Source organism: Atribacteraceae bacterium (assembly GCA_035477455.1).
In the GTDB taxonomy this organism is placed as follows: Bacteria; Atribacterota; Atribacteria; order Atribacterales; family Atribacteraceae; genus DATIKP01.
In genome coordinates this window covers 1-15123 of the sequence record DATIKP010000164.1, presented here as the reverse complement: position 1 = coordinate 15123, position 15123 = coordinate 1, and the positions used below count along the sequence as shown (strand labels likewise).

Genomic DNA, 15123 nt, shown 5'->3' with positions numbered 1-15123 from the left:
CACCCCAAGGATAATCACCAGCGTCACGGTGAACAGGAGGGGGTTGATTTCGCCAACCCGCATAAGAGCTAAACTGGACAGAAGCTGCGGTCCAATTCGGGCAACGATCCCCGCAAAGATCAACAGGGAAATACCATTCCCAATTCCAAAATCAGAAATCAACTCGCCGACCCACATGATAAACATCGTTCCCGCCGTCAAAGTGAGAATGACAGTAATTCGGTACGGCCAGCCGGGAGTAAAGACTACGCCCAGGCCTTCCATCCATACGGTGATCCCAAATCCCTGAACCACCGCCAGAAGAATGGTTCCCCAGCGTGTGAGTTGCGCAATCCTGTTTCGTCCTTCTTCGCCGGATTTGGCCAGTTCTTCGAGCTTGGGCACTACAGAAGTCAGCAATTGCATGATAATCGAGGCATTGATGTAAGGCATGATTCCGAGGGCCAGAATAGAAAAGCGACTGAGAGCTCCACCGGCAAACATGTCGAAAAGTCCCAGCAATCCACCCTCGGCAAAGATGTCGGCTAAAGCCCGCGGGTCCATCCCGGGAACCGGAATATGTGATCCAATACGGTAGATTACCAGCATCATCAAGGTAAAGATCACCCGTCGCTTGAGATCGGGGATTTTAAAAAGCTTGAGCAGTGAATCCCACATCTCAAACTACCTCGGCCGATCCGCCCTTTTCTTCAATAAGGGCTCGGGCTTTACTGGAAAATCCTTCAGCTTTGACCGTCAATTTCCGGTTGATATCCCCGTTCGCCAACACCTTGATCTTCTTTCTCTTTCCCGGGGTTTTCCGGACAATCCCAGCCTTGATCAGGACCGCGCGGTCAACTTCCGATCCGTCTTCAAACCGGTTCAAGTCCCGAAGATTCACGGTCTGCCACCGGTCGGCATATATGTTGTGAAATCCTCGTTTCGGCACTCTCCGAACCAGCGGCATCTGACCACCCTCGAAATGAGGGTGTATGGAACCACCTGAACGGGACTTTTGCCCCTTATGTCCCCGGCAGGAGGTTTTTCCATGCCCGGATCCGATTCCTCTCCCCACCCGTTTTTTTCGGTGAAAGGATCCGGCTTTCGGTTTCAGATCATTTATCTTCATAGTAAGCGTTCTCCTCTGCCCTGGCTCCTTCGACCCTGAGAAGGTAGCCGACCTTATTCACCATGCCGAGTATTGATGGGGTGTTCGGTTTCACAACCGATGTGTGCATACATCTTAAGCCCAAGGCCTTAACCGTTCTTCGATGGGCCTTCGGACGACCGATCAGGCTTTTCTGAAGAGTAATTTTCACGAATTTCGCATCCATTCCCGCTGCCCCTCTCATTCGAAGAAATTCTGAGTCGCCTTGCCTCTTAGTCGGGCAACAATACGGGGATCTTTCAGCTCGATAAGGCCCTGCATGGTCGCTCGGGCGACATTGATCGGATTGTTGGTATTTAAAGATTTGGTCAGAATGTCTTCGATGCCCGCCATTTCCATAATCGCGCGGACCGGTCCTCCGGCAATGACGCCGGTTCCTGGTGAAGCGGGCTTCATGACCACCAATCCCGATCCGAAACGCGCGTTGATTTTATGAGTGATCGTGGATCCCCGGCGAGGAAATCGGATCAAAGATTTCTTGGCCCGTTCGACCGCTTTTCGCACAGCCTCGGGAACTTCTTTGGCTTTTCCAATACCGATGCCGACAACCCCGTCTCTGTTTCCTACTGCGACAATGGCTCGAAATCCAAAACGTTTGCCGCCCTTGACCACTTTGCTGACCCGATTAACGGCAATTAATCGTTCTTCCAATTCAAACCCATCAGGCTTCACTCTCTCCATTCTATTCCCTCCACCCGTCAGAATACGAGTCCGCTTTCTCTGGCACCCTCGGCCAACGTTTTCACCCGGCCGTGATAAAGATATCCTCCCCGGTCATAGACAGCTTTTTCCAAATTATTTTCCAGTGCTTTCTTTCCAACAAGCTTGCCCACTTCTCTGGCAACCTCTGTTTTAGTACCCTGAAAAGATTTAAGTTCCGGGGAAAGAGAGGAAACCGCAACCAAAGTATGACCCTCTTCATCGTTGATCATTTGAACATAGATATGATTAAGACTTTTAAAAACACATAGGCGGGGCCGGTCCGAGGTCCCGTGGATTTTTTTTCGTACCCGTCTATGCCTTTTCTTCCGCCGTTGGTTTTTTTCCAACACAGACATTCTCGGTTCCTCCCTTATTTCGCGGTGGTTTTTCCTTGTTTTCTACGAATCACTTCATTCAAATACCGTATACCGGTTCCGGTATACGGTTCGGTTTTTCTAAGGATTCGGATTTTTGCCGCAGTTTGACCGACTTGTTGTTTGTCTATGCCTTTAACCTTCAGAATCTGCCCCTCAACTTCGAAGGAGATACCTTCCTGGGGCGGGATATCCACCGGGTGGGTAAAGCCAAGATTCAGAATCAATCCTTCCCCTTTTTTTTGTACCTTATAACCCAATCCGTTGATTTCCAAGGCTTTTTCAAACCCGTTAGTGACCCCATCAATCATATTAGCGATCAGTGTCCGGGTCAAGCCATGCAATGAACGATCAAGTTTGGTAGTGCCGGTGGGAACCACGGTGATCTCGTTCTCCCGGTGGACAACCTTCATCCGGGGATGAAGGTTCTGTTCCAATGCTCCACGCGCGCCTCGAACCTTAATCCAATTATCCTGCATCTCTACCGTCACGCCCTGGGGAATGGAAATGACTTTTCTCCCTATCCGGGACATGGTGAATCCTCCTTTTACCAGATGTAGCAGATAACTTCACCGCCGACACCATTTTTCTTGGCTGCTTTACCAGTCATAACACCCTTGGATGTCGAGATCACGACCGTACCCATGCCTCCCAGGAGAATGGGGATCTCGTTTTTTCCGGCATAGATCTTTAATCCAGGCTTACTGATCCGCTTCAGCCCGTTGATGACCCGTTCCTTGTTCACACCATACTTGAGTTCGACAATCAGCGTTGGTTTATGTTCGTTTTTTGCGGATACCCGATACTCGGCAATGTATCCTTCCTCTTTCAGGATCTTGGCTATTTCCACTTTCTGCCTCGAAGAAGGCATTTTGACGTTCTTTTCACGCGCCTTCAATGAATTGCGGATTCTAGTCAACATATCCGCTATCGGATCGGTATGAGCCATGGTTACTCCCCTTCCTACCAGCTTGATTTGGTTACTCCTGGTATTTCTCCCCGGCTGGCAAGTTTTCGGAAACAGATCCGGCACATCCCAAAGTCCCTCATGTACGCCCTCGGTCTTCCGCAAAGATGACAGCGATTACGATGGCGAACCCGGAATTTCGGCTCCCGGTTGTTTTTCTCGATTAGTGCCCTGCGCGCCATACGAATGGAACCTCCTCTGTAAATACCGGCTGTAGCAGTTTAGCCGTTTAGATCTTTAGGAAGGACCAATGCCGTCCCTGTTTTAGTGCTTGACCTATCGTCTAATAGACTACCACCTAACAGCCTTTTTTCTTTCTCCTCTGTAAATAAAACTTGAACGGTGGTGGGTGAAAATTTTCCATGTTTGATGCCGTCGGGCACCGACTGGTTAACTTTTCCTATTTTCGTCTGAACCCTAAACCCAAGGCCTCCAAGAAGGCCCGTGCTTCCTCGTCGGTTTTGGCAGTAGTGACGAAGGTAATATTCATCCCCCGCACTTGCTCGACTTTGTCATAGTTGATCTCCGGAAAGATGAGTTGCTCCTTGATCCCTATCGTACAATTTCCCCGACCGTCAAAACAACTGTCAGGAAAGCCTTGAAAATCCCTGATCCGAGCGATGGAAATCGTTAGGAAGCGGTCAAGGAACTCGAACATCTTTTCGCCACGCAGGGTCACCTTGCATCCGATCGGCATGCTCTTGCGGAGCTTGAAGTTCGAAATCGATTTTTTCGCCCGGGTGATGACCGGTTTCTGTCCGGTAATAATGCTCAACTCTTCAACGGCAACGTCCAAGGCATGCGAATTCTGTGTCGCTTCACCAACCCCGATATTGATAACAACTTTTTGCAACCGCGGGATCTGCATCACGTTCGAGTAGTGAAACTGCTCCTGGAGAGCCGGAATGGTCTCCTGAATGTATTTCTCTCGTATGACTGACACCGGACTAGACCTCCTCAAACCTTATCGATAATTTCCCGGCACTTATGGCACGTGCGTACCCGAAAATCCGATCCAGAGATCACAGTCCGCTTGACCCGGGTCAAATCGTTGCACCGGGGACAAATCAGGCGTAGATTACTTAATCTGATCGGATTCTCCTTCTCGATAATCCCTCCCTGGGGATTCTGTTGAGTCGCCCGGGTATGTTTTTTTACCATATTGATCCTTTCGACGACAGCCCGTTCTCCCTTCCGGTCAACCGTTAAAACCTTTCCATTCTTTCCGCGGTTCTTTCCATGGATGACGATCACCTTGTCTCCCTTTTTGATCGGGGGAATCCTGACTTTGGGTTTATTGACTCGAGCCATGTTGTTCACTCCTCTATAAATACAGGTTATGGCGGTTTGGCTTCATCCCCCGTTCAGACCACTTCCGGGGCCAGGGAAATAATCCGCATGAATTGACGATCCCGCAGTTCTCTGCCCACCGGTCCGAAAATGCGAGTTCCCCGCGGGATGTTCTGGTTGTTGATCAAGACCGCCGCATTGTTGTCGAAACGGATGTAGGTTCCATCGGATCGTCCGATTTCCTTGCGGGTCCTGACCACAACAGCCCTGACCACTTCACCTTTCTTGACGTTCGCCCGGGGTTCCGCTTCCTTGACTGAGGCTATGATGGTGTCGCCGATGCTGGCGTAACGGGCATTTGAGCCGCCCATGACCCGAATACACATTATTTTCTTTGCTCCCGAGTTGTCGGCAACCTCAAGCATTGTCCTGGGTTGAATCATGTTCTTCTCCTCCTTCAACCTGAGCTTTCCGGACAATTTCTACCACTTTCCAGCGCTTCGTCTTGCTCAAGGGCCGGACCTCCTCGATAATGACCTGATCGCCGGCCTGACAGGAGTTAGCCTCGTCGTGCGCGTGATAATCTTTCATTCGTCTGAGCTTTTTTTGATAAAGCAAATCTTCGTCAATCCGGAAAGTTCGCACCACGGCGGTCTTGTCCATTTGCCGGCTGAGAACCTCTCCGGTGAGTCGTTTATGAACGGCCATATCGGCGAACCTCCTGCCCCTTTGTCAAGAGATGTTTTTCCTGAAGGGCTGTTTTAATACGAGCGATGTCCTTTCTGACCATTTGGATCCGCTTTGGATTACCAAGTTGCCCGGTGATAGACTGGAACCGCAGGTTGAAGAGCTCAATCCGGAAGTCTTTCAACTTCTTGTTGAGCTCGACTTCGGTCATATTGTGCACTTCGGATGCTTTCATCATCGCTCACCTCTAATCCACGGTTCTCTCCACAATTCTGGTTTTAATAGGTAACTTATAGGAGGCCAGCCGTAGTGCCTCGTTTGCCGTTTCCCGGTCGGCACCGGCTATTTCAAACAAAATTCTTCCCGGTTTGACTACGGCCACCCATCCTTCCACCGGCCCCTTTCCCTTACCCATCCTGGTTTCGGTCGGTTTTTTAGTATAGGGCTTGTCGGGAAAGATGCGAATCCATATCTTCCCTTTTTTAATTTGTCTGGAAATCGTAACCCGGGCTGATTCAATCTGAGGATTGCTGAGCCAGGCGGCTTCTAAAGCCTGAAGTCCGAAATCACCGAAATCCACGTTACTGCCCCGGAAAGCATATCCTTTTCGTCTGCCCCGGTGATGTTTTCTGTATTTAACTCTTTTTGGAAGAAGCATGGTTGTCAAGACCTCCCTGCTCGGTGAGCCGGGGTTTTCACCGGCTCTCCTCCCATAACCCGGCCGGATACGATCTCTCCCTTGAAAATCCAGACCTTTACCCCGATTTTCCCATAGGTGGTATTTGATTCGGCAAAACCGTAGTCAATATCCGCCCGCAGGGTGTGAAGAGGGAGCCGCCCTTCTCGGTACCACTCCCGTCTAGCTATTTCCGCACCAGCCAGACGACCGGAACAACAGACTTTTATTCCCTGTGCTCCCATCCGCAACGCCCGGCCCATGGCCTGTTTCATGGCTCTCCGGTAAGAGACCCGCCGTTCCAGTTGAAAGGCGACATTCTCGGCAACCAGTTGAGCATTGGTTTCTGCAACCTTTAGTTCTTCGACAGTAATCTGAATATTCTGGTTACCGGTAAGTTGTTGCAACTCCTCACGAAGTTTTTCCACTTCCGTCCCCTTCCGGCCAATGATAATGCCCGGTCGCGAGGTTTTAATCGTGAGCTTGAGCTGGTTGGCCAACCTCTCGATGGAGATTCCGGCGATACCAGCTCGAAACATCTTATCTTTCACAAAGGACCTGACCTTGATGTCTTCAAGCAACTGGTCACGGTATTTCGATTCCGAATACCACAGCGATTGCCAATCTTTGATGATTCCTAAGCGTAAACCGATCGGGTTGACTTTTTGACCCACTTATCCTTCCTCCTCGCTGTCCGATACGGCGACAGTGACATGAGAAGTCCTTTTTCGAATGATATAGGCTCTCCCCATCGCCCGGGGGCTCACTCGTTTCATGGTCGGCCCCGGATCGACATAAGCCCGGGAAACCACCAAGGTATCGGTATCCATGTTCAGATTGTTCTCGGCGTTGGCCATGGCTGACTTTAAAACATTTTCTACGATCCGTGCCGATTTGTTCGGGAGGAATTTCAGGATACTCAGGGCATTGGTGGCCCTTTTTCCCCGGATCAGGTCGACGGCTTGTCGGACTTTGCGGGGTGAAATCCTGATATGTTTAGCAACGGCTTTTGCCTCCACGCAGGGTCACCTCCAACTCACTTCAGCGATGTCGAACGTTCAGTCGGATTGCCGTGTCCCCGAAAAGTACGGGTAGGCGAAAATTCTCCCATTTTGTGTCCGACCATATGTTCGGTGATATAGACCGGAACATGTTTTTTCCCATTGTGAACGGCCACCGTATGACCGATCATTTCAGGAATAATCATACAAGCCCGGCACCAGGTCTTGACGACCCGCTTTTCGTTTCTGGTATTCAAGTCCTCTATCCGTTTTCTCAATTTCGGGTCAACAAAGGGACCCTTTTTGGCTGAACGAGACACGATTCGCCTCCTCTGTCATTTCCTTCTTTTCACGATCCACTTATCGGTTCTCTTGTTTCGCCTGGTTTTATAGCCTTTGGTCGGAACTCCCCAGGGAGTTACCGGATGACGGCCGCAGTGTGCATGTCCTTCGCCACCACCATGGGGATGATCGATCGGGTTCATCGAGTTTCCGCTGACGGTGGGGCGGATCCCCATCCATCGCTTTCTTCCAGCTTTGCCGATGGTAATGTTTTCATGATCAACATTCCCAACCTGCCCGATGGTGGCCATGCAATCGACATGAACGATGCGGACCTCACCGGACGCCAGCCGGATCTGGGCCTGGTTATTCTCTTTGGCCATCAGTTGGGCGAAGGTTCCAGCCGAGCGGATCAGTTGTCCGCCCTTACCCTTTTTGAGTTCTACGTTATGGATAATGGTGCCCACCGGAATATTGCGGATAGGGAGAGCGTTGCCCGGCTTGATATCCGCGGTACTTCCGCAAACGACAACATCCCCGACCTTCAAGCCCAGCGGCGCAAGAATGTAGCGCTTTTCGCCATCGACGAAATGCAAAAGGGCGATACGGGCATTTCGGTTCGGGTCATACTCGATCCGGGCGATCTTCGCGGGAATATCGTATTTATCCCGCTTGAAATCGATCACTCTGTATTGCCTTTTGTGTCCCCCACCCTGGTGGCGAACCGAAACACGTCCCTGACTATCCCTGCCCGCATTTTTCCTGAGTGGTTTGAGAAGGGACTTCTCCGGCCCCCCAGGACTGATATCTTCAAACGTATCGCCGGTCATATGCCTCCGGCTGGGCGTTACCGGTTTATAGCTACGAATCCCTGCCATATCAGGTCTTCCTTTCCCGATCAGGTAATATCGAAGGCTTTGATCTTCTCTCCAGCCTTAACGGTGACTACCGCTTTTTTCCAGGAGCTGGTCATTCCTTCGAAGCGACCCAACCGTTTCTTTTTCGACGGAGCGGTAATCACATTGACGGCCGTGACGGTCACCCCAAACATGGTATTTACCGCTTTTTTGATTTCGTTCTTGGTCGTCCGGGCATCCACTCGAAAAACGTATTTATTTTTCGCCTGCAGCTTGACCGCTTTTTCCGAAATCACCGGATGAACCAACACTGCTCGATCATGACTCATCGCGTAGAACCTCCTGCAGACGAGTTAGCGCTCCTCTTTCCATAAGTACCGTATCCGCTCCCAAGAGAGCGTAGGTATTCAATTCCTGGTAAAAAACCATGTCTGTCTGCGGAATATTAGCAAACGCTCTGCCCTGATCTTGTTTTGGAGTTTCCGTAACCAAAAGCACTTTGCCCTGTGCGCCAAGCACGGTCAGATAACTCACTGCGTTTTTGGTTTTCACTTCATCAAGCGCAATAGATTCAACAATACGCAACCGGTTATTGTGAATCAGCCAAGCCAACGCGTTTCGGAACGCCACTCTTTTTTCTTTTCCGGGAAGTTTATGCGAGTAATCCCTGGGTTGGGGGCCAAAGACGATACCTCCCCCTCTCCAGATAGGAGAACGATTTGTGCCATGGCGGGCTCTCCCGGTCCCCTTCTGTCTCCAGGGCTTTCTTCCACCCCCACTGACTTCCGAACGGGTTTTCGTTTTAGCCGTTCCCTGGCGCTGATTGTCAAGGTAGGTCTTGGCAGCCAAAAAGACGATATGACTGTCTATTTGAGACGGGAATAATCCATCTACCAACCTAATCGTATCGACTTTTTCCCCTTCTCGATTAATAACGTCAAGCTCCATGTCTATGCCTCCTACCCTGAATGCTTCCGGACATAAACCAGTGTTCCCGGTGAGCCGGGGACCGCACCTTTGACCAAAAGCAAGTCCCTACCCCCGTTCACGCCGACAACTTCAAGATTCTTGATGGTTACCATTTCGTGCCCCATTCTCCCAGGTAACCCCTTTCCCTTGAATACCCGCCCAGCATCGGTCGCCCCAATCGAACCCGGGGCCCGGAGGTGCATCGAACCATGGGTTTTCGGACCACCCCGGTATCCATGACGCTTCATTACACCGGCAAAGCCTTTTCCTCTCGAACGACCGGTGACATGTACCAAGTCACCGACGGTAAATCCATCTACCTTGAGGATCTGTCCCGGACCGAAGGACTGATTCTCGGGAAACGTGAACTCCTTGAGATGTTTAAGTGCCGGTGCCCCATATTTTTTCGTATGGCCGTTTCTTGGTTTGGACGATTTTTTCCCGGGAACCTCCTGATAACCGAGTTGCAGTGCCCGGTAACCATCTTTTTCGGTTTTTTTCTCCTGGACCACATAACAGGGTCCCAGTTTGATCACGGTGACGGGGAGCGATAACCCTTTATCGGTAAAAACCCGGGTCATACCCACCTTCTCTCCAATCATTCCATACAACACTTTTTGCATGGGTACTCCGCTCCTTTCCAGTTCGAGCACGGCTACAACTTGATTTCGATATCGACTCCCGCCGGTAAATCAAGATGCATCAAAGCATCAACTGTTTTGGGATTGGGTTCGACGATATCAATCAACCGCTTGTGGGTCCGAATTTCAAATTGTTCCCGGGATTTTTTATCGACATGGGGAGAGCGTAAAACCGTGTGTTTCACGATCTCGGTCGGAAGCGGAATAGGACCGGATACCATAGCCCCAGTCCTCTGCGCTGTCTGAACGATTTTAACTGATGACTGATCCAGAATTTTGTGATCGTATGCCTTAAGTTTAATCCGGATTTTTTGAGCCACCTGCTCTGCCTCCCTGCTTTTATAATGCTTTCTGGTTCATCCTCCCGGCAAAGGGAGATATGGCGGGCCTTTCTTTATTTTGGCGTGCCTGTATTCCCGATCAGGGTAATACCGGCTCCCAATCCTTCTCCTACACCGGTATCTCGGTGACCACACCGGCTCCCACCGTCCGTCCGCCTTCCCGGATGGCGAAGCGCAGTCCCTTCTCCATGGCGATGGGGTAGATGAGTTTCACTTCGATGTTGGCGTTGTCCCCGGGCATGACCATCTCCACGTTCGCCGGGAGCTTGATCTCTCCGGTCACGTCGGTGGTCCGGAAGTAGAACTGGGGACGGTAGCCGTTGAAGAAGGGGGTGTGCCGGCCGCCCTCTTCCTTGGTGAGCACGTAGACTTCGCCCTTGAAGAAGGTGTGGGGGGTGATGGACCCCGGGGCGGCGAGGACCTGACCCCGTTCCACTTCCTTCTTCTCGGTGCCCCGCAGGAGGACGCCGATGTTGTCTCCGGCCTGAGCTTCGTCCAGGAGCTTGCGGAACATCTCGATGCCGGTGACCACGGTCTTCTTGACGTCGTGGTGGAGGCCGACGATCTCGATCTGGTCGCCCAGGTGGAGCATCCCCCGTTCCACCCGGCCAGTGACCACGGTTCCCCGCCCGGTGATGGTGAACACGTCCTCGATGGACATCAGGAAGGGCTTCTCCAACTCCCGCTGCGGTTCGGGAAGGTAGTCGTCCATGGCCGCCAGGAGCCTGAAGATGGAAGAACACCACTGGCACTCCTCTTTCCCGCAGCCGCACTCCAGGGCCCGGAGGGCACTGCCGGTGACCACCGGGACATCGTCGCCGGGGAACTCGTAGCGGCTCAGGAGGTCGCGCACCTCCATCTCCACCAGTTCCAGGAGTTCCGGGTCGTCGACCATGTCCGCCTTGTTCAGGTAGACGATGATGTGGGGCACTCCCACCTGACGGGAGAGGAGAATGTGTTCCCGGGTCTGGGGCATGGGACCGTCGGCGGCGGAGACCACCAGAACCGCTCCGTCCATCTGGGCGGCGCCGGTGATCATGTTCTTCACGTAGTCGGCGTGTCCGGGGCAGTCGATGTGGGCGTAGTGTCGTTTTTCGGTCTCGTACTCCACATGGGCGATGGCGATGGTGATCCCCCGTTCCCGCTCTTCCGGGGCCTTGTCGATCTTGTCGAAGGGCATATAGTTGGCACGCCCGCTTTTGGACAGGACCAGGGTGATGGCGGCGGTCAAGGTGGTTTTGCCATGGTCCACATGACCGATGGTTCCTACGTTGACGTGGGGTTTCTTGCGTTCAAATTTCTGCTTGGCCATAGGTATCCTCCTCTTATCAAATCCAATTCCGGATTCCAGATTCAAGACCCAGGATTCAGAAGAAGATTTTCAATTAAATTTACCCGCAATCACTGCTCTTTCCAGGCCTGAATCCGGCGTTTTCGATCTTGAACTGCCGGTTACTTTATCGGACATTTTCCACGACATTCCTGGTCACATTAGCGGATGCTTCGTCGTAACGGGAAAACTGCATGGTGTAGGTCGCCCGTCCCTGAGTCAGGGACCGCAAGGCGGTGGCGTATCCAAAGAGTTCCGCCAGTGGTGCTTGAGCGTTGATAATCTGCATTTCTCCCTTGGAGTCGATTCCCTCGATCTTGCCCCGGCGAGAACTAAAATCACCTATCACTTCCCCAAGGTAATCTCTCGGAGTGATGATCTGTACTTTCATCCAAGGTTCGAGCAAGACCGGTCCGGCCTTCCGGATGGCTTCCTTGACCCCGATCGCTCCGGCGATCTTGAAAGCGATTTCCGAGGAATCGACTGGATGATATGAACCGTCGATCAATCTGACCTTGATATTCTGGACCGGATATCCAGCCAGCACTCCATTGTCCAGGGCTTCTTTAATTCCAGCCTGAATGGCGGGTACATACTCGCGGGGGACCACCCCTCCGGTGATCTTGTCCTCGAAGACAAAATTGTCTTTGCAGGATTCGACCTCCAGCACGACATGGCCGTATTGCCCGCGACCTCCGGTCTGCCGGATAAAGCGCCCTTCCGCTCGAGCACTGCCCTTGATGGTTTCCTTATAGGCGACCTGGGGACGCCCAATATTTGCTTCCACCTTGAATTCCCGCAACAATCGGTCGATGATGATTTCCAGATGCAGTTCTCCCATACCTGCGATAATGGTCTGCGCTGTTTCTTCGTCTGTCCGGATCTTGAAGGTGGGGTCTTCTTCGGCGAGCTTGGACATCGCCTGTCCCAAACGATCCTGATCCGCGCGGGTTTTTGGCTCAACGGCAACGGAGATGACCGGTTCCGGAAATGACAGTGTTTCCAAAAGAATCGGATACTTCTCATCACAAAGAGAATCGCCAGTAATCGCGTTCTTGAGCCCAATGATACCGCACAAGTCTCCGGCTTTCACTTCTGCAATGTCTTCCCTCCGGCTGGCCTGAATGACCAGTATCCGGCTGACCCGTTCCTTGATACCCTTCGTCGAGTTGAAGACATAGGACCCGGACCGGAGCGTGCCTGAATAGTTTCTGAAAAAACAAATCTTTCCGGCGTGAGGATCCATGACGATCTTGAACACCAAACCGGACAGGGGTTCTTCGGGAAGAGGAAGGCGTTTTTCCTTTTCTTCCGTTCGCGGGTTTATCCCTTCGACCGGGGGAAGATCAAGCGGAGAAGGAAGATAACATATAATCGCGTCAAGGAGTGGTTGGATCGATTTGTTCCTGAGAGCCGATCCGCCCATGACCGGAATAAAGTGGCCCTCTATCGTTCTCTTCCGAATCGCATTACGAATCTCCTGGGGAGAAAGCGCAGCACCTTCCAAATATTTCTCCATGATCGATTCATCGAACTCGGCAATAGTTTCCATGAGTCTTTCCCGGTATTCCATCGCTTTGTCAAAAAGCTCAGGCGGCACCTTGGTAATTTTGTAGTTTACACCGCTTAAATCTTCATCGTAGATATGGGCCTTCATCTCGATGAGATCAATCATGCCCAGAAAATCCGATTCCTTCCCAATGGGTATCTGAATCGGGTGTGCATTGGAATTGAGCTTATCCCGGATCGCCCTGACCACGGCATCGAAATCAGCTCCGATGCGGTCAAGCTTGTTGATAAAGGCAATGCGCGGAACATGATACCGGTCCGCTTGATGCCAGACAGTTTCCGATTGTGGCTCGACTCCACCAACCCCACAAAACACCGCGATGGCCCCATCCAGTACTCTTAGGCTTCGTTCCACCTCGACGGTAAAGTCCACGTGCCCGGGCGTATCAATAATATTGAAACGACATTCTTTCCAGAAACTGGTAATCACCGCGGAACTGATCGTAATGCCCCGTTCCTGTTCCTGGGGCATAAAATCCATGGTCGCGGTTCCTTCGTGAACTTCACCCAGCCGGTGGATCTTGCCGGTATAAAAAAGGATCCGTTCGGTCACCGTGGTTTTACCTGCATCGATATGGGCCATAATGCCAATGTTGCGCACCTTGGATGCGGTGAAACTCTCAAATGGTTTTTCTTTACTCATTTTCCTCAGTCTTTCTTAACCGTATCAAAAAATTCCAAGTGATCAGAACCAGCGATAGTGGGCAAAGGCTTTATTGGCTTCCGCCATCCGATGAGTGTCATCACGTTTCTTCACTGAAGAACCTGCCCCGTTGGCCGCGTCGACAATCTCGCTAGAGACATTTTCCACCATAGTTTTACCACCCCGGTTTCGAGCATAGTTAACCAGCCACCGAAGGCCCAGACTTTTGCTCCGTTCGGGACGGACTTCCATAGGCACCTGGTAATTGGCACCGCCGACCCGGCGGGCACGGACTTCGACCAGAGGCATCACGTTGCTTATCGCCTGGTTGAACACTTCCAGCGGATCACGCTTGATTTTTGTCCGGATAATATCAAAAGCATCATAAACAATTGTCTCCGCGACGCTCTTTTTACCCTTCAACATGATTCGATTAATCAAACGGGCCACATCGATACTGTTGTATACCGGATCAGGCGCTATGACCCTCGTGGGAGCAGGTCCTTTTCTAGGCATAGATCTCTCTCCTCTGTAAATACATGGTATAAGCGTATAAACTTATAAAGGTATAAGGGTGAAAAACCTTACGCTTTTCATCCTATCCTCGATTTTCATGCTCAACACCGTCGGCTCCGCTCCTTTGTAAACAAATCGTAAAAGAGTTTAATGTAGAAGGGCAGAAGTCTTTGGGGACAAGCTTTCCAGCGCTTTCTTCTTATCTTAAGCTTCCATCCCCTGATGCCGTCGGCCGCACCGACAGGGGAACTCCTTTGTAAACTCAGGACTTGGGTCTTTTTGTCCCATATTTGGAACGGCTTTGCTTGCGATTTTCCACACCGGCGGTATCTAATATTCCTCGGACGACATGATAGCGGACACCCGGTAAGTCCTTGACCCGTCCCCCTCGGATCAGGACCAGAGAGTGTTCCTGTAAATTGTGACCGATTCCGGGAATATAGGCGGTGACTTCAATTCCATTGGTCAAGCGGACACGGGCAACCTTTCGCAGTGCGGAGTTCGGTTTCTTCGGGGTAATCGTCCACACCCGTGTGCACACGCCCCGCTTCTGCGGTGAGCGTTTAAGCGCCGGGGCACCGCTTTTCGTCCGAGGTTTGGTACGGCCCTTCTTGATTAATTGGTTGATAGTCGGCATCTGGTGCCTCCTTTGGAATTACTTACAGATGCGAGCACACACTGCTGAACGCAGACGGGAAACCCACACGAAAAAAGAGGTCCTCAGCTAGATTAACCCTTTAACGCACCCATCCTGTTCAAGTCTTCAAGATGCTGCCTATTCTACATCCTGTCGGATTTGGGCAAAAAAAACCCGCCCGAATCCCACCTCTTCGCGTGACAGGGGCTTGTCCGGCGGCTTGTTGACTCACATGTCCCTACTTGCCCGGTCATAAGGCGTAACGTGGCAATTTTAACAGCATTCCAATAGCCTGTCAACAAAATAATCAAAAAATGTTGAAACTCGATGATAATGTCCTCTCAGGAACTCGCTAAAAATGTCCTCTTGCTGAAAACAAGGTATAAAGGGGGTACCCTCACAAGAAGGAGGCCCCCACATGGCAGGAGGAGGACTGTTAGCATTGAGCAGGCAGGAAAGGACCCGGCTGGTCATCCTGGCCAGGGTGCAGGAAA

The 15123-nt window shown here is 51.5% G+C and carries 25 protein-coding genes; all 25 read right to left on the bottom strand.

Features of this window, described 5'->3' with window-relative positions; genetic code table 11:
- Positions 1-657: preprotein translocase subunit SecY (locus tag VLH40_09855; protein ID HSV32305.1), on the bottom strand; the 657-nt coding region annotated here is incomplete at its 3' end.
- A 1-nt stretch (position 658) separates the two neighbouring features.
- Positions 659-1108: a 50S ribosomal protein L15 gene (rplO, locus tag VLH40_09850; GenBank protein HSV32304.1), complete on the bottom strand. Its 450-nt coding sequence runs from the start codon at positions 1106-1108 to the stop codon at positions 659-661.
- Positions 1095-1313 carry a 50S ribosomal protein L30 gene (gene rpmD, locus VLH40_09845; protein ID HSV32303.1) on the bottom strand — a complete coding sequence of 73 codons (219 nt, stop codon included), beginning with the start codon at positions 1311-1313 and terminating at the stop codon, positions 1095-1097. Before rpmD ends, rplO begins: the two co-directional genes overlap by 14 nt.
- 14 nt (positions 1314-1327) lie before the next feature.
- A complete protein-coding gene (gene rpsE, locus VLH40_09840) occupies positions 1328-1828 on the bottom strand; it encodes a 30S ribosomal protein S5 (GenBank protein HSV32302.1) in 501 nt (166 codons plus the stop codon).
- Between the two features lie 17 nt (positions 1829-1845).
- On the bottom strand, positions 1846-2205 hold the full coding sequence (gene rplR, locus VLH40_09835) for a 50S ribosomal protein L18 (protein ID HSV32301.1): 360 nt from the start codon (positions 2203-2205) through the stop codon (positions 1846-1848).
- Positions 2206-2219: 14 nt separating this feature from the next.
- Positions 2220-2756, bottom strand: a complete 537-nt coding sequence (rplF, locus tag VLH40_09830; protein ID HSV32300.1) for a 50S ribosomal protein L6 — start codon at positions 2754-2756, stop codon at positions 2220-2222.
- Between the two features lie 14 nt (positions 2757-2770).
- The gene (gene rpsH / locus VLH40_09825; protein HSV32299.1) at positions 2771-3172 is read right to left on the bottom strand and encodes a 30S ribosomal protein S8; all 402 of its coding nucleotides are present in this window, start codon (positions 3170-3172) and stop codon (positions 2771-2773) included.
- 418 nt (positions 3173-3590) lie between these two features.
- Positions 3591-4133, bottom strand: a complete 543-nt coding sequence (gene rplE, locus VLH40_09820) for a 50S ribosomal protein L5 (protein HSV32298.1) — start codon at positions 4131-4133, stop codon at positions 3591-3593.
- A 14-nt stretch (positions 4134-4147) separates the two neighbouring features.
- Positions 4148-4501, bottom strand: a complete 354-nt coding sequence (gene rplX, locus VLH40_09815) for a 50S ribosomal protein L24 (GenBank protein HSV32297.1) — start codon at positions 4499-4501, stop codon at positions 4148-4150.
- Positions 4502-4554: 53 nt separating this feature from the next.
- Positions 4555-4923 (bottom strand): 50S ribosomal protein L14, encoded by a 369-nt coding sequence (gene rplN, locus VLH40_09810; protein ID HSV32296.1) that lies wholly within the window; start codon positions 4921-4923, stop codon positions 4555-4557.
- Entirely contained in the window at positions 4898-5188 is a 291-nt protein-coding gene (rpsQ, locus tag VLH40_09805; GenBank protein HSV32295.1) for a 30S ribosomal protein S17, read from the bottom strand. Before rpsQ ends, rplN begins: the two co-directional genes overlap by 26 nt.
- The gene (gene rpmC / locus VLH40_09800; GenBank protein HSV32294.1) at positions 5175-5405 is read right to left on the bottom strand and encodes a 50S ribosomal protein L29; all 231 of its coding nucleotides are present in this window, start codon (positions 5403-5405) and stop codon (positions 5175-5177) included. The genes rpsQ and rpmC overlap by 14 nt, the downstream gene beginning before the upstream one ends.
- A gap of 9 nt (positions 5406-5414) precedes the next feature.
- A complete protein-coding gene (gene rplP / locus VLH40_09795) occupies positions 5415-5825 on the bottom strand; it encodes a 50S ribosomal protein L16 (GenBank protein ID HSV32293.1) in 411 nt (136 codons plus the stop codon).
- A 5-nt stretch (positions 5826-5830) separates the two neighbouring features.
- Positions 5831-6517, bottom strand: a complete 687-nt coding sequence (gene rpsC, locus VLH40_09790) for a 30S ribosomal protein S3 (GenBank protein HSV32292.1) — start codon at positions 6515-6517, stop codon at positions 5831-5833.
- Complete coding sequence (gene rplV, locus VLH40_09785; GenBank protein HSV32291.1) at positions 6518-6862, bottom strand: 50S ribosomal protein L22; 345 nt, start codon at positions 6860-6862, stop codon at positions 6518-6520.
- Between the two features lie 17 nt (positions 6863-6879).
- Positions 6880-7164, bottom strand: coding sequence for a 30S ribosomal protein S19 (gene rpsS / locus VLH40_09780; protein HSV32290.1), 285 nt, complete (start codon positions 7162-7164; stop codon positions 6880-6882).
- A 15-nt stretch (positions 7165-7179) separates the two neighbouring features.
- Entirely contained in the window at positions 7180-8004 is an 825-nt protein-coding gene (gene rplB / locus VLH40_09775; protein ID HSV32289.1) for a 50S ribosomal protein L2, read from the bottom strand.
- 20 nt (positions 8005-8024) lie between these two features.
- Entirely contained in the window at positions 8025-8312 is a 288-nt protein-coding gene (rplW, locus tag VLH40_09770; protein ID HSV32288.1) for a 50S ribosomal protein L23, read from the bottom strand.
- On the bottom strand, positions 8302-8931 hold the full coding sequence (gene rplD / locus VLH40_09765) for a 50S ribosomal protein L4 (protein HSV32287.1): 630 nt from the start codon (positions 8929-8931) through the stop codon (positions 8302-8304). Before rplD ends, rplW begins: the two co-directional genes overlap by 11 nt.
- 11 nt (positions 8932-8942) lie before the next feature.
- Positions 8943-9575, bottom strand: coding sequence for a 50S ribosomal protein L3 (gene rplC, locus VLH40_09760; protein HSV32286.1), 633 nt, complete (start codon positions 9573-9575; stop codon positions 8943-8945).
- Between the two features lie 32 nt (positions 9576-9607).
- Positions 9608-9913, bottom strand: a complete 306-nt coding sequence (rpsJ, locus tag VLH40_09755; protein HSV32285.1) for a 30S ribosomal protein S10 — start codon at positions 9911-9913, stop codon at positions 9608-9610.
- A gap of 130 nt (positions 9914-10043) precedes the next feature.
- Complete coding sequence (tuf, locus tag VLH40_09750) at positions 10044-11246, bottom strand: elongation factor Tu (GenBank protein ID HSV32284.1); 1203 nt, start codon at positions 11244-11246, stop codon at positions 10044-10046.
- 145 nt (positions 11247-11391) lie between these two features.
- Positions 11392-13476 carry an elongation factor G gene (gene fusA, locus VLH40_09745; protein ID HSV32283.1) on the bottom strand — a complete coding sequence of 695 codons (2085 nt, stop codon included), beginning with the start codon at positions 13474-13476 and terminating at the stop codon, positions 11392-11394.
- 42 nt (positions 13477-13518) lie between these two features.
- Complete coding sequence (gene rpsG / locus VLH40_09740) at positions 13519-13992, bottom strand: 30S ribosomal protein S7 (GenBank protein ID HSV32282.1); 474 nt, start codon at positions 13990-13992, stop codon at positions 13519-13521.
- 262 nt (positions 13993-14254) lie between these two features.
- On the bottom strand, positions 14255-14629 hold the full coding sequence (gene rpsL, locus VLH40_09735; protein ID HSV32281.1) for a 30S ribosomal protein S12: 375 nt from the start codon (positions 14627-14629) through the stop codon (positions 14255-14257).
- Between the last annotated feature and the right edge of the window lie 494 nt (positions 14630-15123).